Origin of the sequence: Psychrobacillus sp. FJAT-21963 (assembly GCF_001420585.1) — a bacterium.
Classification (GTDB): Bacteria; Bacillota; Bacilli; order Bacillales_A; family Planococcaceae; genus Psychrobacillus.
Genome location: NZ_LJIY01000001.1, coordinates 18,396 through 43,380 on the forward strand (window position 1 = coordinate 18,396; position 24,985 = coordinate 43,380).

Sequence of the window (24,985 nt, forward strand, 5' to 3'; positions counted from 1 at the left end):
AAATGAATATTACTGAATTTCAAGAAGAACTTCTTAATAAAGCAAAAAGCGTTGGTTTCACCGAAGCTGAAGTATATTATGAACGATCTGAATCCTTCCAATGCATGATTTTTGAGGGAGAAATTGATAGCTATGAAACTTCGGAAGACGCAGGATTTGGTCTACGAGGTCTATATAACGGGAAAATGGGGTACGCGTATACAGAAAAAGTGGATGAAAACTCTATTCTATTTTTAATAGAAAGAGCAAAAGAAAATGCCGAAGTACTGGACGATAATGATGGTACAGATATTTTTGAAGGTAGTAATGAATATGCTGGCCATAATTTCTATAGTGAAGAGCTAGCATTAGTCCAAATTCCTGACAAAATTAATTTTATCAAATCAATTGAAAAGAAAGTATTGGCATACGATCATAGAATCATCACGTTAAACTATTGTATTTTGCAAGACTTTTCTGGAGAGAGATTGTTAACAAACAGTAAAGGCCTCTCATTGAACGAAAAAAAGAACGGACTCATCATTTTCATTTCTGCTGTTGCAAAAGATGGTGAAGAAATGAAGACAGGTAGTTACATTAAAATGACTCGAGATTTTCATTCTTTGAATGCTGATGACATCGCAAAAATGGTAGCTGAGGAAGCTCTATCTAATCTTGGTGAGAAATCAATTCCTGCAGGTAAATACCCAATTATTTTGCGAAACGATGCAGCAGGGTCACTACTTGCCACATATTCACCGATTTTCTCGGCAGAAAACACGCAAAAGGACCAATCACTTTTAAAAGGCAAAGTTGGACAAAAGGTCGCAAACGATTTATTCACATTACTTGATGACCCTTTCCATCCAGAAGCAGTAGCAGGCTCAAATTTTGATGGAGAAGGAGTGGCGACCAAAAGACGCACCATTGTTTCAAATGGAATACTCGAGACTCTTCTGCATAACCGTAAAACCGCTAAAATGGAAGGAAGCGAAACAACCGGGCATGCTCATAAACCATCTTACAAAAGCACCCTGACCGTTGCCCCTTTGAACATGTATATTGCACCCGGAGAAAGAGCAAAGGAAGACCTTATATCTTCCCTTGCAGAAGGTGTTTTGATAACAGGTTTGTCAGGGCTTCACTCAGGGACTAATGTAATTTCAGGAGATTTCTCCGTAGCAGCAACTGGTTTTCATATTAAAGATGGAAAAATATCATCTGCTGTCAAACAAATGACTATTGCAGGTAATTTCTTTGATTTAATAAAGGGGATAGAAGAAATTGGAACCGACCTCCACTTCCTTCCAGGTGGATATGGTTCACCTTCATTACATGTAAAAGAGCTTTCTGTTACGGTGGATTAAATAAAGTATAAGAAATTATCAACAATCCAACGATTTACAGAAACGAAGAATTCAAGTGTTTTTTTTACAGAATGAGGCATCCTCAACTAGGGAGGGTGCCTCTTTTTATTTCCTCCGTATTCTTAAAAAACCAGTGACGATTCGGTCTTTCTAAAGGAGTAACATTCATAATAAAATATCCGATTATTAATATTAAAATAACTAATGAATACAGTAATGTGTCTATAGGGTGGTCATGCTCTACAATAATGAGTCGAATCATAGCGGTAATTCCAACATACAAAAAATAACGTAGCGGAAAATGGTAGTCTTCTTTAAAATATTTTACAATCATTGTTATAAATTCAAAATACAAAAAGAAAATGAGGATATTTGCGAGGAATTGCTTGTAGTCATTGCTCCCTTCCACCATCAACATCTTTACAAAGATAGTGAGCTCTTTGATGAGGAGGAATGATAATATTAGTGCCAAAAGCACTAAACAGAAATTCAAAAAAATTTGCAACACTTTAGGTATAACCTCTAGTACATCTGATAGCCCTACTCTTTTCTTAGACATTCAATTCCCCCATTCATTTTTCTTCACATCGAATGATATGATTAATTAGTATATGTTAGGTTTTCTTACATGTCTAGAATTATTTATGTGAAAATTCAAAAAGAAGACCCTTTTATTATACAAATATATTGTAAACGAGGTGTTAAATTAATAAAACCATTCCTCCCCCACCAGGTAAAAGTGGAGATAAGAATGGTTTTAAATTAATTTGACTTTGGTTCATCAAAATCTTTCTCGAGTCGTTTTACAAACTCTTCTGCAGCACTATACCCTTGTTGTTTTAAGTACCAATTATTTGCTGCTGCTTCAATTAAACCAGCAACATCACGTCCAGGCTGTAGCTGAATTTGAATATGCGGGATTTGAACCCCCATGTAATCAATAAACTTCGTCTCCAGCTCTAACTCATTATTCAGCGCATTATGCTCCCACTTTGTTAATTCAATATCAAGTGCTATCCTTGTTTCTTCTTGAAACGCCTTTCTTCCATAAAGACGAACAACATTTAGCAATCCGATACTGCGTAACGCCAAAAATTCCTTGTTCTTTTCATTATGTGATCCTAATAGGGTTTGAGGACTTAACTTTTTCAATACGACAATATCGTCTGCTACTAGACGATGTCCTCTACCAATCAACGTATGGGCAGTTTCGCTCTTTCCGACCCCTGATTTACCACGTAGTAAAATACCCATTCCCGAAACGTTGACACATACACCATGGATAGCTATTTCGGGTGCCATCGATTTAATGACAAAAGCATCAATTTTCTCACTGACTTCACTTGTAGAGTCAGCAGTGCGTAATACAGGAATTTTCTCCTCCACACAATAGGAGATTAAACCAGGTGGCTCCTCTTGATTGGATGTTATAACGATACATGGTGGATCATAACGTACAATATTCCCTATGCGTAGCTTTGATTCGTTTTCAGAAAGAGTATGTAAATAGTTTATTTCATTTTTCCCCAATATTTGTACATGATCTGTCGCTATAAAATCAAATTTATCCATAAATTCAAGACCAGGACGTCGCACTTTAGATTGCTTTAATACGCGGTTTAAGTGACCATGTCCACTTAACACCTCAAACGAAAACCTGTGGACAATATCTTTTACTGTCATTGTTTTCATAGTTATAACACTCGCCTTCTAAATATCATCGTTAATCGTGCTCTTTTCAGCATTTTCAGATGGTAAAACATAAGATTATATGTGTAATGACAATTCATTATACTATGAGAATTCATCGGATGAAACTAAAGAATGCTTAAAATAACTAATAAGGGGTATATTCTTGTAACATTGCATCACGGAGGTGTACAAGTATGTACCTTGATATAGTTATCAAAATAGTTGTTGGTCTTTTAGCGTTGATGACTGTAATCCGCATTCTAGGTAAGAAAGAGCTAGCTCAGCTAACTCCATATGATGTCATATATACACTTGTATTAGGAGGAATTCTTGAAGAAAGTATTTTTGACGAAAAAGTGAAAATTTCTCATTTCCTTTTGGCTATAACAACCTGGGCACTATTAATATTTTTAATTGAAAAAGCGACTAAAAAATGGGACCCTATTCGAGTTCTATTAAAAGGAGAACCTGTTAAGCTCATCAGTGATGGTAAGCTTGATATGAAGAAGTTTGATAAAAATCATTTAGAAATGGAACAATTACGTTCAGCTTTAAGAAAACAAGGTGTGTTTTCTCTCCGCGAAGTAAAAGATTTGTTTTTAGAACCCGGAGGCGATTTAACTATTAATAAATACGTTCAGTATGAGCCAATAAAAAACGGAGATTTTCCAACAAAGGCATCTGATCAAGATCCAACGGTGCTCCTAATAGATGAGGGTGTAGTAAAAGAGGATATCTTAACTTATATTGGTAAAGATAAAAAATGGTTATTAACAAAGCTTTCTGAACAAGGGGTTACTGATATCAAAAAAATTGCTTATTGTGAATGGTCGGAAACAGAAGGTTTATTTGTACGAAGCTATTAGGAGGCAAACAAATTTAAAATTGCAAAAGGCGTCTATCATGTTGATGGACGCCTTTTCACTAGCAAAGTCATACAAATTGGTTTTCTTTACTATCTGATTTTGATGCGTCAATCATTAAGAAAATAGCTGTAAGTATATGCATGATCATTCCAACAAAGGGAATCCACGCGATACAGGATGTAACTATTCCCAATATGCTGCCAGTAGTAGACCCTCCTTCCTTATTAGTAATTACTAGAGTAATAATATGTAGGATTAACATCACAAATAATGGTATCCATAAAAATGAGAGTACAATTGTTGCCCCTAGAATAGGAATTCCTAAAATTGCTTCAAGGCCACCGGTGACCCACTTTAAAACTTTTGAAGATGACATAAAATTCCCCCTGTTTATTTTTCTGAAATACTATAATAACGTTAAATATACCACATTTTCCAAAATATATCTGTCAATTTATGATATTGTTCCTATGTCAATTAACTTATATTAATTTACTTTGAAAATTCGACAGATATTAAACTTCTTTTCAGTACATTCTTTACAATATTCTATAAAGTTACCATATTATGTTGACATTATTCGATGGAATCATACAATAGAATTAGAACATAAGGAGTTTTGTATGTATTTTTATTATTTTAAACCAATTACTTTTGTAGCATTTTTTACGAAGAATTATTTTTTGCAAAATTATTAATAAATTATTAGGAGTTGAAATTATGTCAAGTGATAACAAAAATAAGTCAATGGGTTGGTTGAAGGGAGTTCTTACAAATCAAAATCATTTTCCCGAAACAGAACAAAAAGGAAAAGAAGAAGTCTCTATTCAGCTAATAGAAGAGTATAGTAATATGGAGGATTCCTTTCCTCCAGAACAGCCTAGTAAAAAGTACATATTATCAAAAGATAACCAAGATAAGTTATCTTTAGATTTAATTGTTTCGTTAGAGAACCTACTAAATGATCGCCAATTGATGTTTTATAAAAATGAAGGACTCGAAGAACAATTACAAACTGCAAATGAATCAAATAGTCGTTTAAAGCATGATTTGGTAAAGAAAGAACAACTTGTTCAAGACAAAAATAAAGAAATACGTACACTTGAAAGTAATCTTACAAACAAACAAATGAGCTATGATCAGCTCCTAGAGGATTATAAGGAGTATCAAAGCACTTCAAGCAGTGATTTTGACAATATTTCAATTCAACTTGAGAAAGAGATCAATAAATACAACATGCTTAAAGAAGAGTCCTCCAATAATCAGTATCAAAACATGCTATCCATTAGAGAGCTGGAAGAGAGAATAAGAGAATTGGAAGTTGAAAATCAAAAATCCATTGAACAATATACACAAGTACTAGAGGAAAAAACTGAATTAATGAAAACAATCAATGATTTTACTGAGAGAATGTCTTTTTCATTCACTACTAAAGTAACTAACAAAGATTAAAAAAGGAACTCTCCATTCACTAGTAGAGAAAGGAGACAACTTATGTCAGTCTATCTAGTAAAATTAGTAGAATTAATATCAATCAATATAGAATCAGATCAATCATTTTTGCATATTAAATTTACAACTGAAAAAGATGTAGAATTACTTTGGAAAATTGATGATTTTACAGCTGAGAATCTGAAGGCATTGACTGTGTTTGGTGAACATCATAAATACAGGCTATCCTTTTATAGCTCATGGGATTCAACTAAAAATCAATATATTAGTTATTTAACAAGGACTTTCCTAGATCAAAGTGAAAAAATCTATTTTGCTTGTTCAGAAGCATACGTAAAAGGATTAAAAGCTATTAAAACTGACGAAGTAAATAGCCAGATTCTTTTACCGTCGATTGCCAATTCTTTATCTATTGAACCTGAAAAAAAGAAACATAAAAAATCTTTGCAAAGTTTTGCCTGGGTATCCTTAGTCTTTATGAGTGTTTTGACGATCGTTCTTGTGGCAAATTCACTCTTATCTATGGCAGAAACGAATGAAAATAGTAAAGAACTTAAAAAAAATAAAACGCAAGAAATAGAAATACCTATCGCTAGTTTGAAAGGAAAAACCGACTCTTTTCAAAAAACTAATATTCCCGAACAAGAATCGGTCCTGCCTTTAGTAGAACTAAGTGAGAACGTTAACTTTAGCATTCAGGAAGGAAATGTTGCCCTGACTTTCGATGATGGCCCTTCCAAATTCACTAAGGAAATTACAGATATTCTAAAGGAACATGATGTTGGTGGAACATTCTTTTTTATTGGAAAAAATGTAGAGAAGTATCACGATTCTATTCAATATGTCAAATCCAATGGGTATTCTATTGGAAGCCATTCTATGCATCATCACAATTTTACTAATCTATCTGTAGAACAACAGGAATACGAACTCTTACATACAAACAAATTAATTGAAAATATAACTCAGGAGAAAATAACTCTTTTTAGACCACCATACGGCTCTAAAAATGAAATTACAATAGAATTAATGGATAAAACGAACACCAAGATGGTACTTTGGAATGCTGATACGGAAGATTGGAAAAGTCAAAATGCAAACGAAATTGTTAATTATGTTGTCAATTCTAAAACCTCAGGGTCAATAATCTTACTACACGAATCACAGGCAGTTATTGAAGCATTACCAAGAATAATTGAGCATTTGAAAAATCAAGGTTTACATATTGTTAGTCTAAACTAAAGATAAAATAATATATATAGGAGTTGCCTTTCAAACTAAAGGCAACTCCTTTATTAGTCACATTTAATAATACCTTTACCAGCCAAATACGGACTTCATGTCGCTTATACTTTTCTCTTGTTGTTTTAAGCTTTCTAAATATTCTTCTCCAGTTGTCGTGTTTACTTCCATACCTAAGTCATCAATACGCTTGATATGCTCTGGATCTTGAGCTGCTTTTGAAATTGCATCTGCTAGTTTTTTGGCTATTTCTTCATCTAGACCTGCTGGAGCACCTATTCCTCTACTTAACATACGATCAATTTTTGTTCCTGCAATTTCGTTCAAAGTTGGAACATCAGGTAGAAACTATCATCATTCTTAATGAAAAAAAACATTTTATAGCATGCTTATTATTTGTAGGAAAATCAACCTTTAGTTGGGATATATTCTTATACAGTTAGAAAATCAGCATATGTAGTTGGGATAATGGAAATTTGTCGCAAACAATTTTATTCCAGACAAAAAAGGAGTTGTCCCTTATCGGACAACTCCTTTTTGATTATTTCAACAAGCCTTGCTTCAAATCACTATGCCACTTAGTCAGCAGTGGTAAATCTTCTTCTGCGATTGTTCCAGCTTCCTTTGCTGCATACACGAGTGCATCATAATTTGTTAAACTTACGAAGGTTATTCCTGCTTCTTTGAATGCTTCCTCTGCTTTAGGAAGACCGTATGTAAAAATACTTACAACTCCTAGAACATCCAAGCCTTCTTTTTGCAGTGCTTCCACTGCAACTAAGCTGCTTCCACCTGTAGATATTAGATCTTCAATTACAACTACTTTTTGTCCTGGCACAACTTTACCTTCAATTTGATTGCCACGACCATGCTCTTTGGCTTTCGAACGAACGTACATCATTGGTAGTTCTAATACGTCGCTAACCCATGCGGCATGTGGAATTCCGGCTGTTGCTGTCCCAGCTACCGCTTCTGTTCCTAGAAAGTTTTTTTCAATTGCTTCTGCTAACCCTTTTGCAATTTCTTTTCGGATTTCAGGAGAAGACATCGTAATGCGGTTATCACAGTAGATTGGAGATTTAATACCGGAAGCCCATGTGAAAAGGTCATTTGGCTTTAGCTCTACAGCTCCTACTTGAAGTAATGCTTTTGCGATTTTATTTTCTAATGTCATGCGTTTTCCTCCCACATGTTTAATACTTTTTCATACGCGAATACTGGATTTTCTGCTTTTGTGATTGCACGGCCTACTACAATGTGAGATGAGCCAAGTACTCTTGCATTTGAGGGAGTAGCAACACGAACTTGATCGTGTGTGTCTCCTTCTGCTAAACGAATTCCTGGTGTCACACGTAAGAAGTCATTGCCGCAAGCTTCTGCAATTTTTTTTGCTTCTAAAACGGAACAAACGACACCGTCGAGATTTGCTTGTTTTGCTAGTTTTGCATAGTGAACAACAGACTCATCAATTGTCGCTTGAATGAGTTGTTCCTCTTGCATTTGCTTCTCAGAAGTTGATGTGAGTTGCGTTACTGCAATAATAGAAGGTCTTCTATTTCCAGCAGCTGTACCTGCTTCTAACCCCTCTCTTGCCGCACTCATCATCGCTTCTCCACCAGCCGCATGGATATTAACGAGGTCTGCTCCAAGTCGAGCAAGTCCTTTCATCGCTTGTCCTACAGTGTTTGGGATATCATGCAATTTTAAATCTAGAAAAACATCATGACCCATTTCTTTTAACTTATAAACAATGGAAGGGCCTTCTTGTAAATATAGCTCCATGCCTACTTTAACAAATAGTGTCTGTTCAAAAGGAGACAAGAATTGATATACATCTTCTGCAGTAGCAAAATCTAATGCAATTATCGGACTGTTTTTCATAAACGATGACTCCTTCCAACTAGTTCAGATACCGTATTAAAACCTAATTCATCTAATTTATTTGGGAGCTGGTCAATTAGAGTCGGGCAAACAAAAGGATCTACAAAGTTTGCTGTACCTACTGCAACAGCACTAGCCCCTGCACTTAAGAAGTCAATGACATCTTCAATAGTAGCAATTCCACCCATACCAATAATCGGAATAGATACTTGCTTTGCTACATCATATACCATTCGAAGTGCTACAGGTTTAATTGCTGGCCCTGATAATCCTCCAGTTACATTTGCTATTACAGGTCTTCCTGTTTTAGTATCTAATCGCATCCCGAGCAGCGTATTAATCATCGTTATTCCGTCTGCTCCACCTGCTTCCACTGCTTTTGCAATGTCATTTACATTTGTAACATTAGGTGAAAGCTTTACATATACCGGAACGGAAGATACTGCTTTCACTGCTTTCGTTAATTCTTCCGCCACTTTCGGATCTGTCCCAAATGTAATACCACCTTGTTTTACATTCGGACAGGAGATATTAAGTTCCAGTGCATGAACATTTGGTGCTTTGGAGATTGCTTCTGCAACTGTAACATAATCTTCTGTAATATAACCTGCTACATTTGCGATAATAGGCACATCATATTGATCTAGCCAAGGGAGTTCATTTTCCATTACTTTCGTTAAGCCTGGATTTTGTAAGCCAATTGCATTTAACATTCCAGCAGGTGTTTCAGCTACACGAGGAGTTGGATTTCCTAATCTCGTTTCTGGTGTAGTTGCTTTAATCATAATTGCTCCAAGCTTAGAAAGATCATATAACTGCGCATATTCTTTTCCAAATCCAAAGCAACCCGAAGCTGGCATTATCGGATTTTTCAAGGAAAGGCCTGGTAATTCGACTGCTAATCTATTCATACTCGAATCACTCCTGACTCAAACACTGGTCCATCTGAACAAACTTTCACATAATCAGCATCTGTTTTTTCTGTAGTTTCGCACACACACGCAAAGCATGCACCTATGCCACAACCCATTCTTTGTTCAAATGATAGATATCCTTCTTTTTCTGGATACATTTTCTCAAGCGCAGCAAGCATAGGCGTTGGACCACAGCTATAATACACTGAAAAATCATCCTCTAATGTTTCAAGCACATTTGTAACAAATCCTGCATGACCAAAGCTACCATCAGCTGTTACGATAAATGTTTCACCGAGTTCCGTAAATTGTTTCTCATAGAAGACTACATCTTTTGTTTGGAAACCTAGCACATGAATTGGCTGTACTCCTTTATCAACCAATCTTTTCGACAGCTCATAAAGTGGAGGCACTCCAATTCCACCTCCTACAAGTAAAGCTTTTTGACCCGCTTGTATTTTATCAATTGAAAAACCATTTCCAAGAGGTCCAAGTACATCAACCTGGTCCCCTTGTCTTTTTTCAGAAAGAAGGATAGTCCCTCTTCCATCGGCGCGGTAAATCATTGTAAATTCTAATGTTTCTTTGTTAATAGAAGATATACTGATTGGTCTTCTAAGCAAAGGTTCCATTTGATCAGACACACGTATATGGACAAATTGACCTGGCTGATTCATTTCTAATGCGAGCTGTCCACTTAATGTTAGTTCAAAAATGTTCGTCGCAATTTGTCTTTGGTTTACGACTTGCATTTGTTCTTGTCTGATCATGCTCGAACCTCCTGTTTCTGCATTATTTCTGTAGAGAATGTCATAGACTCAATTACTCTCAACATTGCTTCTGCTGTATCTAAAGAAGTTAAACACGGTATACCATTTTCTACTGACTCACGTCTAATGCGGAAGCCATCTCGTTCTGGTTGCATGCCTTTAGTTAGAGTATTAATAACAAACTGTGCATTTCCTTTTTGAATGACATCTAGAATTGTTGTGCCTTTTGAGCCAATTTTATCTACAATATCAACTGGAATGCCCGCCTTTTGGATTATATCTGCTGTTCCTTCTGTTGCTATAATACGGAAGCCTATATTATAAAATCTTTTTGCAATCTCAGTAGCTTCTTCTTTATCTTTATCTGAGATGGTCATTAGGACAGAGCCATGATCTTTAATTTCCATTCCAGCTGCTACTAAACCTTTATATAAAGCTTTTTCTAAGGTAATGTCTTTCCCCATTACCTCCCCGGTCGATTTCATCTCTGGTCCAAGTGTAATATCCACTCGGCGAAGTTTTGCAAAACTAAATACCGGTACCTTTACGTATACTCCTGGGCTATTTGGAGCAAGCCCTGGTTTGTATCCTTGTTTTACAATGGATTGACCTAATATTGCTTTTGTCGCAATGTTTGCCATTGGAATTGATGTAATCTTACTTAAGAAAGGTACTGTACGACTTGAACGTGGATTTACTTCAATCACATATACTTCATCTTTTGAAATGACGTATTGAATGTTCATTAACCCTACAATATTTAATCCTTTAGCAAGACGAGTTGTGTAATCTACCAGTGTATCGATATGTTTTTGTGATAGTTTTTGCGGTGGATACACAGCGATTGAGTCACCAGAGTGAACTCCTGCTCGTTCAATATGTTCCATGATTCCCGGAATGAGTACATTTTCCCCGTCACAGATTGCATCAACTTCGACTTCTGTTCCAGTTAAATAACGGTCGATTAACACTGGTTTTTCTGGACTTGCTTCTACCGCATTTTCCATATAATGTTTGATTTCATCTTCGTTATATACGATTTGCATCGCACGACCACCAAGCACATAGGAAGGTCTTACTAATACTGGATAACCAATTTCATTTGCGATTACAATCGCTTCCTCTACAGAAACTGCAGTTTTTCCTAATGGTTGTGGAATTCCGATTTCGTGCAGGGCAGCTTCAAACTTATTACGGTTTTCCGCTCGATCAATATCCTCTAGTGTAGTACCTAGAATTTTAACTCCTCTTTCTTCTAATGCATCAGCTAGGTTGATAGCTGTTTGTCCTCCGAATTGAACAACAACTCCTTTTGGTTGCTCTAGGTCCACGATATGCATTACATCTTCTATTGTTAATGGTTCGAAGTATAATTTGTCTGAGATAGAGAAGTCAGTTGAAACTGTTTCCGGATTATTATTAATAATGATCGCTTCATATCCTGCTTCTTTAATTGCCCATACAGAATGTACAGTTGCGTAGTCAAACTCTACCCCTTGCCCAATACGTATCGGACCAGAACCTAATACAATGACACTTTCTTTTTCCGAACGGATGGATTCGTTTTCTTCTTCATATGTGCCATAGAAGTAAGGTGTTTCCGACTCAAATTCTCCTGCACAAGTATCAACCATTTTGTATACTGGTACAATTCCATGTTCTTTTTTGAAGTCATACACTTCTATTTCTTTTACATCCCAATATTTTGCGATTGTTTTATCAGCAAATCCCATACGTTTTGCTTTGTATAATACTTCTTGATTGAAAGGATTTTCTTGAATAACCTTCTCATATTGCACAATGTTTTGTAGTTTGTTTAAGAAAAACATATCGATTTGGCTCCACTCATGGATTTGCTCTACCGATACGCCTCTACGCAACGCTTCTCCGATGAAGAACAAACGCTCATCACCTGCACGTCGAATACGTTTTTTCATCCACTCGTCTGTAATGGATTCACTGTTTTTCATTTCTAAATGGAAGTGTCCAGTTTCAAGAGAACGAACTGATTTTAAAATTGCTTCTTCAAACGTACGACCAAGTGACATTACTTCACCAGTTGCTTTCATCTGTGTTCCAAGATTACGTTTTGCAGATTCGAACTTATCGAATGGCCATCTAGGAATTTTAGCAACAATATAATCGAGAGCAGGTTCGAAGCAAGCGTATGTTTTTTCTGTTACAGGATTCATCATTTCATCCAATGTTAATCCGACAGCTATTTTTGCAGCTAGTTTTGCTATTGGGTAACCAGTTGCTTTTGATGCAAGCGCTGAAGAACGACTAACACGTGGGTTAACTTCAATAATGTAGTAGTTAAAGCTATGTGGATCAAGTGCTAGCTGAACATTACATCCACCTTCAATTTTTAATGCACGAATAATTTTTAGCGATACATTTCGTAGCATTTGGTTTTCACGATCTGATAATGTTTGAGTTGGTGCAACTACGATAGAGTCCCCTGTATGAATTCCAACTGCATCTACGTTTTCCATATTACATACAACAATTGCATTATCCGCAGAGTCACGCATTACCTCATACTCTATTTCTTTATATCCAGCAATGGATTTCTCAAGAAGACACTGCGTTACTGGGCTATATTTTAATCCGCTTGTTACGATTTCCAATAAGTCTGCATCATTATGACAGATTCCACCACCTGTTCCTCCAAGGGTGAATGCCGGGCGCACGATTACAGGGTAGCCAATTCTTTCAACAAATGCTTTTGCTTCCTCTAAATTATGAATGATATCACTTTCTGGAACTGGTTCATTTAATTCATTCATCAATGTACGGAATAAATCACGATCTTCCGCTTTATGGATTGCCTCCAGTTTTGTACCTAGAATTTCAATACCTAGTTCATCCAAAATACCTGATTCATCCAGCTGAATGGCCATATTCAGACCAGTTTGACCACCTAGTGTTGGAAGTATTGCGTCAGGACGCTCCTTACGAATAATTTTGCTTACAAAAGGTAGAGTGATTGGTTCGATATATACTTTATCTGCTATTTCTGTGTCAGTCATAATTGTCGCTGGATTAGAATTTACAAGGATTACTTTATATCCTTCCTCTTTTAATGACATACACGCTTGTGTTCCAGCATAGTCAAACTCAGCTGCTTGACCGATTACAATTGGACCAGATCCGATAACTAAAATTGTTTCTATATCTTTACGTTTAGGCATTTGAATTCTCCTTTTTGTCTCTAGCATTCATTAGTTCGATAAACTGATCAAATAGATGAGTCGAATCTTCAGGTCCCGAAGATCCTTCAGGGTGGAACTGTACACAGAACACCGGGAACTTTTTATGTCTTACACCTTCAACCGTACCGTCATTCAATGCAACATGTGTAATTTCTAAATCTGTATTTGCAATCGAGTCTGCATCAATTGCATAACCATGGTTCTGAGAAGTTAACTCCGTTCTTCCAGTAGTTAAATCTTTTACCGGATGATTCCCTCCACGATGTCCAAATTTTAATTTAAATGATGTTGCTCCACTTGCTAGAGAAATAAGCTGATGACCAAGACATACTCCGAAAATCGGAACGTTTCCAATTATTCCTTTCACCATTTCGATAGCCTCTGGAATATCGGTTGGATCTCCAGGTCCATTTGAAAGCATTACACCATCTGGATACATACCTAAGATTTCTTTTGCGGAAGTGTTATATGGCACAACTATAATGTCGCAATCGCGTTTGTTTAATTCTCTTAAAATACCGTGCTTCATACCAAAATCTACTAATACTACTCTTTTTCCGCGTCCTGGACTTGGATATGGACGTGTTATGGAAACCTGTTCTACAACATTTCTTGGTATTTCAGTAGATTTCAATGTCTGAACTATTTCTTCTACCTTAACTTCTTCTCCAGCTTTTGTTAGCTGCCCTTTTAAGGACCCGTGTTTACGAATAATACGGGTTAACTTTCTTGTATCGATTCCTTCAATTCCTGGAACATTTTTTGCTGCTAAAAATTCACTTAATGAGCCAGCACTTCTAAAATTAGATGGTTGTTCTGCAAGCTCTCTAACAACTACACCAGAAAGTCCAATCTCAATAGCTTCAAAATCATCAGGGTTGACACCATAATTACCAACCATTGGGTAAGTAAACGTTAATATTTGACCACAGTTGGAAGGGTCAGAAATAGATTCCTGATAACCGGTCATAGCCGTTGTAAATATTACCTCACCAATTGTCCCTTCCTCACTTCCAAATGCATTTCCTTTAAATACAGTGCCGTCTTCTAATATTAAATATCTTGTTTTCATGCGTTCTCCTCCTGCCATACGATTTCTCCGTTGAAAATAGTTACTTGAGGCCATCCATTACAAGCCCAACCGTCAAATGGTGTATTTTTACCTTTTGATAAAAATGCTTCTTTATCAATCGCTTGTTCTTTTTCTAAGTCAATCAAAACTAAATCAGCGGGTGCCCCCTCTTCTAGTTTTCCAAACTCAAATCCAAAAACCTCAGCAGGCTTTATCGTTAAGTAATCTAATAACTGTTTCAAAGTCCACTCACCAGTTTTCACAAAATGTGTATACAAGAGAGGAAATGCTGTTTCTAGTCCGACAATTCCAAATGGTGCTTTTTCGAATCCATTTGCTTTTTCTTCTTCTGTATGAGGAGCATGATCTGTTGCAATAAAATCTAGCGTACCGTCAAGCAATCCAGACCGAAGTGCAAGCATATCGTCTTTCCCTCTTAATGGTGGATTCATCTTCCAAACGGCATTATTCGATGGAATATCATCCTCGCAAAGCAATAAATGATGAGGACTTACTTCTGCTGTCACTTTTACTCCAGCTTTTTTAGCATCTCTAATTACACGGACAGATTCCTTCGTACTAACGTGACAAACATGATAATGTGCTCCCGCTGCTTCAGCGAGTAAAATATCCCGGGCTATATGTACTGATTCTGAAACGGAAGGGATTCCTTTTAGTCCAAGTTCTTCATTTCGTTTTCCTTTGTGCATAACTCCACCGTATATAAGTGAGTTATCTTCACAGTGAGCTACTACAGGAATTTGAAAATTTGCTGCTTCCTCCATCGCTTCTAGCATTGTGCCAGCTGCTTGCACGCCTACTCCATCATCTGTTAAAGCAAATGCTCCTAGCTTTTTCAATGCTTTAATATCTGTTCTTTCTTTTCCAGCTTGGCGAATAGTGATAGATGCATACGGCAACACTCGCACAAGCGCATTTTTCTCTATTAAGTCTAAAACATGGGTGAAGTTTTCAACTGTATCTGGTACGGGTCTCGTATTTGGCATTGCACAGATGGTTGTATATCCACCTTTAGCTGCTGCTTTCGTTCCACTTTCAATCGTCTCCTTGTGCTCACCACCTGGCTCACGTAAATGAACATGTACATCGATGAAACCAGGAGAAAGTAACATACCTTTACCATCAATTACTTGTGCATCATTTATAGTTTCATTCGTCCCAATTTTAGTAATTACTCCGTTTTCTATCACAACTGAAGTGTTTTCTAAACTTCCTTCATTGTTAACTATTTGAACGTTTTGAATAATTTTTGTCATCCTATTCTCTCCCTTTCAAAATCATTTCAATGACTGCCATTCGAATGAAAACACCATTTTCTATTTGCTTAAAGATTCTTGAACGATCCACTTCAATTAGTTCACTCGCTATTTCAATATCTCTATTAAATGGACCTGGATGCATAATGATTGCATTTTCCTTCATCCTTTTTTCTCTTTCTACAGTCAATCCATACGCTGCATGATAACTTTCATTTGTAAAGTATGATTTTCCATCATGTCTTTCATGCTGTACACGAAGCATCATCATTACATCACTTGTCTCAATTATTTCATCCATATTGTTGACAGCATCAAATTCTGCTTGCCACTCGGGTGGGCATACAAAATTAACTTTCGCTCCAAGTCTTATAAGCGCATCTGCATTTGAACGGGCAACTCGGCTATGTGCAATATCTCCAACTATAGTTATTTCCTTATTTTCAAACGTCCCGAATTCTTGTTGGATAGTCAATAAATCAAGAAGACTTTGTGTAGGATGATTCCCTGTTCCATCTCCACCGTTAATAATGACAGGTTTTACTTTTTCTATTAATTCATCAAAGAAGTTATTTTGTTCATGTCTGATTACAACCGCATCAACCCCAATTGATTCCAAGGCTTTCACCGTGTCATATAGTGTTTCTCCTTTTAAAGTGCTAGAAAAGCCAGCCTCAAATGGAAGTACATTTAAATGTAACTTTCTCTCGGCCATTTCAAAGCTCATTTTTGTTCGTGTACTCGGTTCAAAAAATAAGTTAGCCATTGTGTAGTTATGTTTTAACGTGGATTGTTCGCCTTCACGAAATGCTTGAGCAAGTTTTAAAATATCCATAATTTGTTCTTTAGATAATTCTTTCATCGATACTAAGTTTTTCATCTATATCCCCCTATATTAAATGCATGTTGGCATATTTGCGTTCAGATTTTTATCGATTTAGCTCGATAAATTCCTCGAAAGATCTATGACATCCGCCGGAGGCTTTAACTTTATTCAGAAATTTGTCTCAATGAAGTTAAAAACCTTCTCGAAAAGTCTCGAGAAGGTTCGTTTTTGCATAGACAAGTAAAGGATCTTATGGAAAATCCCTACTCTGCTAGCCGAACCTTTTGTTGACTCTCTGTTCAACTTCTTAAAAGGTTAATTATTCTTTTTGTTCCATACCTGCAATTGGTTCTTCTTTTCTTCCTGGAAGCACTAGGTTTAAAATAACCCCAATAATCGCTGCTAATGCCATTCCTTCAATACTTAATGATTCTGATACAACAAACTTCGCACCACCGATACCTATTACTAAAATTACAGATGCAATTACTAGATTACGATTATTACCGAAGTCAATATTGTTTTCTACAAGCATTCGAAGACCACTTGATGCAATAATTCCGAATAGGAGTATGGAAACTCCACCTAGAACTGCTGTTGGAATCGATGCGATCACTGCCATAACTTTTCCAAGGAATGAAATAGCTATCGCAACGACTGCTGCACCTAAAATTACATATACACTATATACACGTGTGATGGCCAAAACTCCGATGTTTTCACCATAAGTCGTTTTAGGTGGACCACCGATTAGTGAACTAACAAATGTTCCTAAACCATCACCTAGTAAAGAACGATGTAAACCTGGTTCTTTTATATAATCACGTTCAACTACTTTACCAAGTACTAATTGATGACCTATATGTTCTGAAATTGTTACAATTACGATTGGAACCATAATTAGCAACAACTTAGAAGTTATTACAAAATCATAATCTATTCCTGGAATTAAGAAGTCAGGAACTTCAAACCACTGCGCTTGTTTTACTGCTGTGTAATCAATAATCCCAATGGCAGCTGAGTAAATATAGCCTACTATTAAACCGATTAAAATTGGCATAGTGCTTAAAATGTTTTTAAAATAAATGGTGCAGAAAATCGCTGTAAATAATGTTACAAGAGCAGCAGAGAAGTGTGTAAAGCTATATACCGAGTTACCATCTACTTTTATATTCATCGCCATATCTACAGCTACTCCAGCAAGTCCTAATCCAATAACCATGATTACGGGACCAACTACAATTGGGGGTAGTAGTTTCATAATCCATTTATACCCGCTTTTCCAAATAACCAGGGCAACTATTCCGTACGTAATTCCAACAAACATCCCACCGATCATTGCACTTCCGGCTCCACTAACTTTTGTTGCTAAAATAATTGGAGCAATGAATGCAAAGGATGAACCTAAGTATGCTGGTACTTGAAATTTCGTGATTAAAAGAAAGAAAATCGTTGCTATACCGCTAGTAAGTAATGCAATTGCAGGACTTAACCCAACTAGCTGTGGCACTAAAATAGTGGAACCAAACATCGCAAACATATGTTGAAAACTTAATGTTATAAGTTGTCCACCTGATGGCTTTTCGTTTACGTCTAACACTGCATTTGTCATGGGTTTTTCCTACCTTTTTCCATAAGATTTATTATTCAAAGATGGTAACTGCATCAACCTCATCTGTTTCTACTACTTTTACAACAATTCTTTCACTACTTGATGTCGGAATATTTTTACCAACATAATCCGCTCTAATTGGAAGCTCACGATGCCCCCTGTCAATTAATACCGCTAATTGAATTTGAGCAGGTCTACCTAAATCCATCACTGCATCCATAGCAGCACGGACCGTTCTTCCTGTGTATAACACATCATCTACTAAAATAACTTTTTTATTTGCTACGTCATGCGTAATGTCCACTTGTTGAACGAGTGGCTCATTCGATTCATTTTTTAAAGATAAGTCATCTCTGTATAACGTAATATCCAGTTCTCCAGTTTTGATTGCATTCCCTTCGATACTTTCAATTTTTTTAGCAAGCCTTTTTGCTAGAAAAGCACCTCTTGTTTTTATCCCTACTAGAATACATTCTTCAATTCCTTTATTACGTTCAATTATTTCATGTGCAATTCTTGTCAAAGCCCTATTAATAGACTGTTCATCTAAAATGCTAGCTTTCTCCGCCATATGTACCCTCCTTTTATTGATAAAAAATAAAAAACCTCTTGAGCTAGAGATGCCCAAGAGGTTGTATGTGCGTAATAAAATAGGGTGCACCCACAAAATAAGTCCGCAGACAAATAGTGAGTCACTTTCACATGTACCTTCTCAGCCTCTCTGGACTGTTATTAAAGGTGAAGCTATTTACTTTTCTTTGCTTAGTATAAAGCATTAATCTTCTTTAATCAATGATTGTTTTCGTAAATCTTGTAATAAATTTGTGAAATCCTCTGGAAGTGGGTATGAAAACTCCAAATATTCACCTGTTTTGGGTTGAATAAACCCTAGTACCCCTGCATGTAAAACTTGTCCATCGAAATCAATTGTTTTCTTTGGACCGTACTTCGGATCTCCTGCTAGTGGATAACCAATATACTTCATGTGTACACGAATTTGATGCGTTCTTCCAGTTTCTAACTGACATTCTACTAATGTAAATTTATCAAAACGTTCTAAGACACGGAAATGCGTAACTGCATGTTTTCCATTGTCTACAACTGCCATACTTTGTCGGTCTTTTTTGTCTCGACCAATGGGAGCATCAATTGTTCCCTTGTCATGAGGGATACGACCATGTACAACTGCAGTGTATTTCCGTGTTACTGTTTTCTTTACTAGTTGATCAACTAACGAAACATGCGCAACATCATTCTTTGCTACCATTAATAATCCAGTTGTATCTTTATCGATACGGTGAACAATTCCTGGACGTAAAACACCATTAATTCCTGATAAATCTGTTATTTGATACATTAGACCATTTACAAGAGTACCAGTTACATGTCCTGGAGCAGGGTGTACAACCATACCACGTGGTTTATATACAACTGCAACATCTTCATCCTCATAAATAATTTCTAAATGTAAATCTTCTGCAACAACATCAAGTTGCACTGCTTCAGGAGGAGTTACGACAATTACGTCTCCTTCCTTCACTTTATAGTTCGATTTAGCGGCCTCTGTATTCACAAGTACATGTCCATCTTTTATAAGATTTTGGATTTGTGTTCGCGACCATTCTGTGTCAAATGATGCTATCGCTTTGTCGATTCTCTCTTTTGCAAGTTCTTTTTCAATAATAAACGTTAATTCTTCCATTACTTCACCTTTTTCTTTTCAGCTCGTTCTTCTTTCAGTATAAATAATATGACAATTACAACACCGATTGTTAATGCTGCATCTGCAACATTAAAAATAGGAAAATCATAATTAATGATTGGGATTAAGACATCAACAAAGTCCACTACTTCATTTCTCCAAAGTCGATCGATAAAGTTTCCTATCGCTCCACCTAATAGTAGCATTAAACCAGACTGAAACATTGGTTTACCTTTTGCTTCTTTATGAAAGTAATAAATAATACCAATTATGACGACAATCGTTACGACTGTAAATAAACCAATTTGGCCTTGTAACATTCCCCAAGCGGCTCCACGATTTCGGTGAGAAAGTAATCCAATATAAGGATCCAATATTGGAATTCGTTCTCCTAATTCCATATTTTTAACTATTAACCATTTAGTCCACTGATCAAGCGCAATTACTAACGCTGCCAATCCATAAAATTTCCACACAACAATTCCCCCGCAATCAAATTCACCTTGGCGTTTTTACACCAGATTTTATCGAACAAGAATCTGTGGTATTTCCGCCGAAGGTTTTAACTTTATTGATCTTGTGCATAGTAAGACCTACCCAATAAAATTAAAAGAATCTACAACAGTTTACCATACATTCTATATATACGTAAAAGATGACCTATCTAAGAAAAGCGCAAGCGACTATGTCAGCCCCGACAAGCAAATGTTCTTCACACAAAGAAGTCGCTCTTTGACTTCATTGTGTGAAGGTTATTTGACCTCGAGGGGCTAGGCGCTGGAGCTAGACAGCATAAGAAAAGCGCAAGCGCAGAAGGAATACAGTCTAAGTTCGCGACATCGTGTCGCAACGACTGTATGACCCACTTCCTGTGGCCCTCCGACAAGCAAATGTTCTTCACACAAAGAAGTCGTTCTTTGACTTCGTTGAGGGAAGGTTATTTGACCTCGAGGGGCTAGTCGCTGGAGCTAGACAGCATAAGAAGAGCGCAAGCGCAGAAGGTATACAGTCTAAGTTCGCGACATCGTGTCGCAACGACTCTATGACCCACTTCCTGTGGCCCTCTGACAAGCAAATGTTCTTCACACAAAGAAGTCGCTCTTTGACTTCATTGTGTGAGGTTATTTGACCTCGAGGGGCTAGTCGCTGGAGCTAGACAGCATAAGAAAGCGCTAATATCCCCTTAAGACATTACCTGTTCTCAATCGTTATCGGAGGCTTTGGACAGAATTTGGCTACATGATTAATGCGGGATTATTTTGAAGGGGTGGTCGTGACTGTCGTCACGACCACCTCTTCTTTTTTCGATAATCTTGTAATAGTTGTCTGATTCAACGCACAGAATATTCGCTAGCATACTCTTTATAATAGTTTAGACTTTCTAACTGAAAAAAATGTGGTCCTACTATTACGGACCACATTGATTTTATTAGATATAATGTTGCTCTACAACATCTGCACAACGAGTACATAATGTTGGGTGTTTTTCGTTTGCTCCCACTGTTTCGGAAATTGTCCAACAGCGTTCACATTTTTCTCCATCTGCTTTTTCCACCAAAACAGAAGCATTTTCAAGAACTAAGCTAGCTTCTGTAGCATCTTGTTGAGAACCTGCAAGTTCAAATTGAGATACGATAAATAATTGAGCAAAATCAATTGTATCAGTATCAAACAATGGTTTAAATTCATCTTTCACATATAACGTTACTTTAGCCTCTAAAGATTTACCAATTGTTTTAGCATTTCGTGCTTCTTCTAATGCTTTTAATACATCATCACGTAAATCCATGATTTTACTCCACTTAGCAGCTAATGCTTCATACTCTGGGTATTCAACTGCGTCTGGCATATCTGTAAGTTGAATGCTTTCTTCAGTTTCATTCTCTAAATAAGACCAAAGCTCATCTGCTGTATGAGGTAAAATTGGTGTCATTAATTTTAATAGGGAAAGAAGTGTATCATACATAACTGTTTGCATTGCACGACGATCTTTATGATCTTGACCATAAATGTATACTACATCTTTTGCAATATCCAAATAGAATGAGCTTAGCTCACCTGAAACAAAGTTATTTACTGTATGATAAACGCTAGCAAAGTCGTAACGTTCATAAGCAGCTCTTACTGTTTTAATGACTTCTTGAAGTTTCATGTATACATATTGATCTACTTCACGAAGATCTTTAAATTCAACACGATCATTCACTGGATGGAAATCGCTAATATTACCGTGTAAGAATCGGAATGTATTACGGATTTTTCGGTAAACCTCTGTCACTTGTTTAAAGATTGCATCCGATACTCGAACGTCTGCTGTGTAATCAACAGAAGCTACCCAAAGGCGAACGATATCTGCACCAAGTTGGTTCATCACTTTAGAAGGCACAATAACATTACCTAATGATTTACTCATTTTACGTCCTTCACCATCTAACGTAAATCCATGGCTTAATAACCCTTTGTAAGGTGCATGACCATATACAGCCGTGCTTGTAATTAATGAAGAGTTAAACCATCCACGATATTGGTCTGAACCTTCTAGATATAAATCAGCAGGGAATACTAAATCGTCACGTTCAACTAAAACTCCTTGATAACTAGAGCCAGAGTCAAACCATACGTCCATAATATCTGTTTCTTTTGTGAAGATTCCATTTGGACTTCTTGGGTGTGTAAATCCTTCTGGAAGTAATTCTTTCGCTTCTTTTTGGAACCAAATATTTGAACCATGTTCTCGGAATAATTTTGATACATGAGAAATAGTTTCTTCAGTAAGGATTGGCTCTCCATCTTCCGCATAAAACACAGGAATTGGAACACCCCAAACACGTTGACGAGAAATACACCAGTCTCCGCGATCGCGAATCATATTGTATAAACGAGTTTCACCCCAAGTAGGAGTAAAATTAGTATTACGAATCGATTGCAATAATTCATCTCTAAAAGCTTCAATTGATGCAAACCATTGTGCAGTAGCACGATAAATAACTGGTTTTTTAGTACGCCAGTCATGTGGGTATGAATGCGTAAAGAATGTAAGTTTTTCTAAAGCCCCAACTTTATCAAGAGCTTCTGTAATTGCTTTATTAGCATTATCATAGAAAAGACCTTCGAAACCTGGAGCTTCTGCAGTCATAACTCCTCGGTCATCCACTGGACATAAAACGTCTAAACCATATGCTTTACCAACATAAAAGTCTTCTTCCCCATGACCAGGCGCTGTATGAACACAACCTGTACCAGATTCTGTCGTTACATGTTCCCCAAGGATAATTAAGGAATCACGATCATAAAGTGGATGTTTTGCAACAAGACGATCCATTTCTTTTCCGACTAATGTACGCTCAACAGAATATTCTTCCCAACCTAGCTCGGATGCAACAGATTCCACTAAGTCTTTTGCAACAACAAATTTTTTATCTCTTACTTGAACTACCGCATACTCTACAGATGGATGAAGGGAAATTGCTAAGTTTGCCGGAATAGTCCAAGGTGTTGTCGTCCAAATAATAAATTTAGTTCCTTCTTCTAGAACGCCTTTTCCTTCTGTTACTGAAAAGCTTACATAAATAGAAAGCGATTTTTTATCTTGATATTCAATTTCTGCTTCTGCTAGAGCAGATTCACTAGAAGGTGACCAGTAAACTGGTTTCAATCCTTTATAAATATACCCCTTCTTCGCCATTTCTCCGAATACCTCGATTTGACGAGACTCAAATTCTGGTTTTAGCGTAACATATGGGTTTTCCCAATCGCCACGAACACCTAGACGTTTAAACTGATTGCGTTGGTTATCAATTTGCTCGTAAGCATATTCTTCACAAAGCTTACGAAACTCTGCTAAAGTCATTTCTTTTCGTTTTACACCTTTATTTGTAAGTGCCTGCTCAATTGGTAATCCATGTGTATCCCAACCTGGTACATAAGGTGCATGAAATCCAGTCATTGATTTATGTCGAACAATCATATCTTTTAATACTTTATTTAGTGCATGCCCCATGTGAAGATCACCATTTGCATATGGAGGACCATCGTGTAACACGAAAAAAGGACGTCCTTGTGTTCGTTCTTGTACTTTTTTGTAAATATCCATTTCTGCCCATTTTGTTTGGATATCTAACTCTTTAACAGGTAAATTTCCACGCATTGGGAAATCGGTTTTTGGCATTAATAACGTGTCTTTGTACTCCATTTTAATTCCTCCTTATTTTTGAAAAAGCGTAAGGTGCTAGAAAAGAGCTAGAAAATAAAAAAAACCCTCATCCCAAAAAGGGACGAGAAGTTATAGCTCGCGGTACCACCCTACTTGCGATTTTTTAGAAAATCGCCGCTTAGTATGTCATAACGGGACATAATCCGAAGACACTTACTAGTTAACTTTCAGTGCCTTTGCTCAAAAGGGATAATCTAAAAAAGTTTCATTGCCTGAGCTCTCACCATCCTCAAGTCGCTTTACGAAATCTAATTTAGAAGTCTTTTTCAACGCATATTTATATGATATGAAATTATTATAGGAAAAGTAAGTGCATCAGTCAAGAAATGTATTAGTCCTCTTTAATAGATATGCGATCTATTTCTGTTGTATCTACGTCATATTCCATTAAATGATTCCAATCATCTGTATTAATTAGGTCTAGCTGTGCTTCTACAAGCATTTTAAAACGATTACGGAAGACTTTCGATTGTTTTTTCAGTTCTTCAATTTCTAGCGCTATTCTTCTCGCTTTCGTAAGTGCTTCATTAACAATACGATCCGCATTTTTTTCTGCTTCTTTAACAATCAACTTAGCCTCTTTTTGGGAGTTACGACGAACTTCTTCTGCTGCCTCTTGTGCTACAACGATAGATTTATGTAAAGTCTCTTCAATCGATGTGAAATGTCCTACTTTTTCGCTTGACGATTTCAGTTGTAATTCAAGTTCTTTTTTTTCTTTCATCACAATTTCAAGGTCTTTCATAATTTGGTCTAAGAATTCATTTACTTCATCCTCATTATACCCTCTGAAGCCTTTACTAAATTCCTTGTTATGTATATCAAGTGGGGTTAGTGGCATCTATTCCATCTCCTTTACTATCCTATCATTCTTTCCCTCTATTATACATTTAGAAGAGAGGGAA

Annotated in this window: 21 protein-coding genes, 1 pseudogene and 1 other annotated feature; of the genes and pseudogenes, 4 read left to right on the forward strand and 18 right to left on the reverse strand. The window is 36.6% G+C overall.

Annotated elements, in window-relative coordinates:
- The first annotated feature begins 2 nt into the window (after positions 1-2).
- On the forward strand, positions 3-1,346 hold the full coding sequence (locus AN959_RS00120) for a TldD/PmbA family protein (RefSeq protein WP_056827337.1): 1,344 nt from the start codon (positions 3-5) through the stop codon (positions 1,344-1,346).
- Positions 1,347-1,428: 82 nt separating this feature from the next.
- Here the strand turns inward: AN959_RS00120 and psiE are convergent, their stop codons facing one another.
- Both psiE and hprK read right to left on the reverse strand, forming a co-directional pair.
- The gene (psiE, locus tag AN959_RS00125; RefSeq protein ID WP_056827339.1) at positions 1,429-1,905 is read right to left on the reverse strand and encodes a phosphate-starvation-inducible protein PsiE; all 477 of its coding nucleotides are present in this window, start codon (positions 1,903-1,905) and stop codon (positions 1,429-1,431) included.
- 203 nt (positions 1,906-2,108) lie between these two features.
- The gene (gene hprK / locus AN959_RS00130; RefSeq protein WP_056827340.1) at positions 2,109-3,038 is read right to left on the reverse strand and encodes an HPr(Ser) kinase/phosphatase; all 930 of its coding nucleotides are present in this window, start codon (positions 3,036-3,038) and stop codon (positions 2,109-2,111) included.
- 194 nt (positions 3,039-3,232) lie between these two features.
- On the opposite strand from hprK, the gene AN959_RS00135 reads away from it, so the two are divergent.
- A complete protein-coding gene (locus tag AN959_RS00135) occupies positions 3,233-3,904 on the forward strand; it encodes a DUF421 domain-containing protein (RefSeq protein WP_056827342.1) in 672 nt (223 codons plus the stop codon).
- 67 nt (positions 3,905-3,971) lie between these two features.
- Here AN959_RS00135 and AN959_RS00140 read toward each other — a convergent pair whose 3' ends face one another.
- Complete coding sequence (locus AN959_RS00140; RefSeq protein ID WP_056827343.1) at positions 3,972-4,280, reverse strand: hypothetical protein; 309 nt, start codon at positions 4,278-4,280, stop codon at positions 3,972-3,974.
- 344 nt (positions 4,281-4,624) lie between these two features.
- Between AN959_RS00140 and AN959_RS00145 the strand changes: the two genes are divergently transcribed.
- Both AN959_RS00145 and AN959_RS00150 read left to right on the forward strand, forming a co-directional pair.
- On the forward strand, positions 4,625-5,356 hold the full coding sequence (locus AN959_RS00145; protein WP_056827345.1) for a hypothetical protein: 732 nt from the start codon (positions 4,625-4,627) through the stop codon (positions 5,354-5,356).
- 42 nt (positions 5,357-5,398) lie between these two features.
- The gene (locus AN959_RS00150) at positions 5,399-6,598 is read left to right on the forward strand and encodes a polysaccharide deacetylase family protein (RefSeq protein ID WP_056827349.1); all 1,200 of its coding nucleotides are present in this window, start codon (positions 5,399-5,401) and stop codon (positions 6,596-6,598) included.
- A 75-nt stretch (positions 6,599-6,673) separates the two neighbouring features.
- Here AN959_RS00150 and AN959_RS00155 read toward each other — a convergent pair.
- The 15 genes and pseudogenes from AN959_RS00155 to AN959_RS00225 form a co-directional block, all read right to left on the reverse strand.
- Positions 6,674-6,931 (reverse strand): annotated as a pseudogene (locus AN959_RS00155) (hypothetical protein); the annotation flags it as partial.
- A 208-nt stretch (positions 6,932-7,139) separates the two neighbouring features.
- Positions 7,140-7,772, reverse strand: a complete 633-nt coding sequence (gene pyrE / locus AN959_RS00160) for an orotate phosphoribosyltransferase (protein WP_056827352.1) — start codon at positions 7,770-7,772, stop codon at positions 7,140-7,142.
- On the reverse strand, positions 7,769-8,479 hold the full coding sequence (gene pyrF, locus AN959_RS00165; RefSeq protein ID WP_056827354.1) for an orotidine-5'-phosphate decarboxylase: 711 nt from the start codon (positions 8,477-8,479) through the stop codon (positions 7,769-7,771). The genes pyrE and pyrF overlap by 4 nt, the downstream gene beginning before the upstream one ends.
- A complete protein-coding gene (locus tag AN959_RS00170; RefSeq protein ID WP_056827356.1) occupies positions 8,476-9,390 on the reverse strand; it encodes a dihydroorotate dehydrogenase in 915 nt (304 codons plus the stop codon). The genes pyrF and AN959_RS00170 overlap by 4 nt, the downstream gene beginning before the upstream one ends.
- The gene (locus AN959_RS00175) at positions 9,387-10,163 is read right to left on the reverse strand and encodes a dihydroorotate dehydrogenase electron transfer subunit (RefSeq protein WP_056827358.1); all 777 of its coding nucleotides are present in this window, start codon (positions 10,161-10,163) and stop codon (positions 9,387-9,389) included. The genes AN959_RS00170 and AN959_RS00175 overlap by 4 nt, the downstream gene beginning before the upstream one ends.
- A complete protein-coding gene (gene carB, locus AN959_RS00180) occupies positions 10,160-13,357 on the reverse strand; it encodes a carbamoyl-phosphate synthase large subunit (protein WP_056827361.1) in 3,198 nt (1,065 codons plus the stop codon). Before carB ends, AN959_RS00175 begins: the two co-directional genes overlap by 4 nt.
- On the reverse strand, positions 13,350-14,450 hold the full coding sequence (locus tag AN959_RS00185) for a carbamoyl phosphate synthase small subunit (protein ID WP_053590074.1): 1,101 nt from the start codon (positions 14,448-14,450) through the stop codon (positions 13,350-13,352). The genes carB and AN959_RS00185 overlap by 8 nt, the downstream gene beginning before the upstream one ends.
- Positions 14,447-15,727, reverse strand: a complete 1,281-nt coding sequence (locus AN959_RS00190) for a dihydroorotase (protein WP_056827363.1) — start codon at positions 15,725-15,727, stop codon at positions 14,447-14,449. The genes AN959_RS00185 and AN959_RS00190 overlap by 4 nt, the downstream gene beginning before the upstream one ends.
- Before the next feature lies 1 nt (position 15,728).
- The gene (locus tag AN959_RS00195; RefSeq protein ID WP_053590076.1) at positions 15,729-16,607 is read right to left on the reverse strand and encodes an aspartate carbamoyltransferase catalytic subunit; all 879 of its coding nucleotides are present in this window, start codon (positions 16,605-16,607) and stop codon (positions 15,729-15,731) included.
- A gap of 265 nt (positions 16,608-16,872) precedes the next feature.
- Positions 16,873-18,165, reverse strand: a complete 1,293-nt coding sequence (locus tag AN959_RS00200) for a uracil-xanthine permease family protein (RefSeq protein WP_053590077.1) — start codon at positions 18,163-18,165, stop codon at positions 16,873-16,875.
- 31 nt (positions 18,166-18,196) lie between these two features.
- The gene (gene pyrR, locus AN959_RS00205; protein ID WP_053590078.1) at positions 18,197-18,736 is read right to left on the reverse strand and encodes a bifunctional pyr operon transcriptional regulator/uracil phosphoribosyltransferase PyrR; all 540 of its coding nucleotides are present in this window, start codon (positions 18,734-18,736) and stop codon (positions 18,197-18,199) included.
- A 204-nt stretch (positions 18,737-18,940) separates the two neighbouring features.
- A complete protein-coding gene (locus AN959_RS00210; RefSeq protein WP_053590079.1) occupies positions 18,941-19,867 on the reverse strand; it encodes an RluA family pseudouridine synthase in 927 nt (308 codons plus the stop codon).
- Entirely contained in the window at positions 19,867-20,343 is a 477-nt protein-coding gene (gene lspA / locus AN959_RS00215; protein WP_053590080.1) for a signal peptidase II, read from the reverse strand. Before lspA ends, AN959_RS00210 begins: the two co-directional genes overlap by 1 nt.
- Positions 20,344-21,296: 953 nt before the next feature.
- On the reverse strand, positions 21,297-24,059 hold the full coding sequence (ileS, locus tag AN959_RS00220; RefSeq protein ID WP_056827365.1) for an isoleucine--tRNA ligase: 2,763 nt from the start codon (positions 24,057-24,059) through the stop codon (positions 21,297-21,299).
- Positions 24,060-24,134: 75 nt separating this feature from the next.
- Positions 24,135-24,359: a binding site (T-box leader), on the reverse strand.
- Between the two features lie 52 nt (positions 24,360-24,411).
- The gene (locus AN959_RS00225; RefSeq protein ID WP_053590082.1) at positions 24,412-24,921 is read right to left on the reverse strand and encodes a DivIVA domain-containing protein; all 510 of its coding nucleotides are present in this window, start codon (positions 24,919-24,921) and stop codon (positions 24,412-24,414) included.
- Positions 24,922-24,985: the final 64 nt, after the last annotated feature.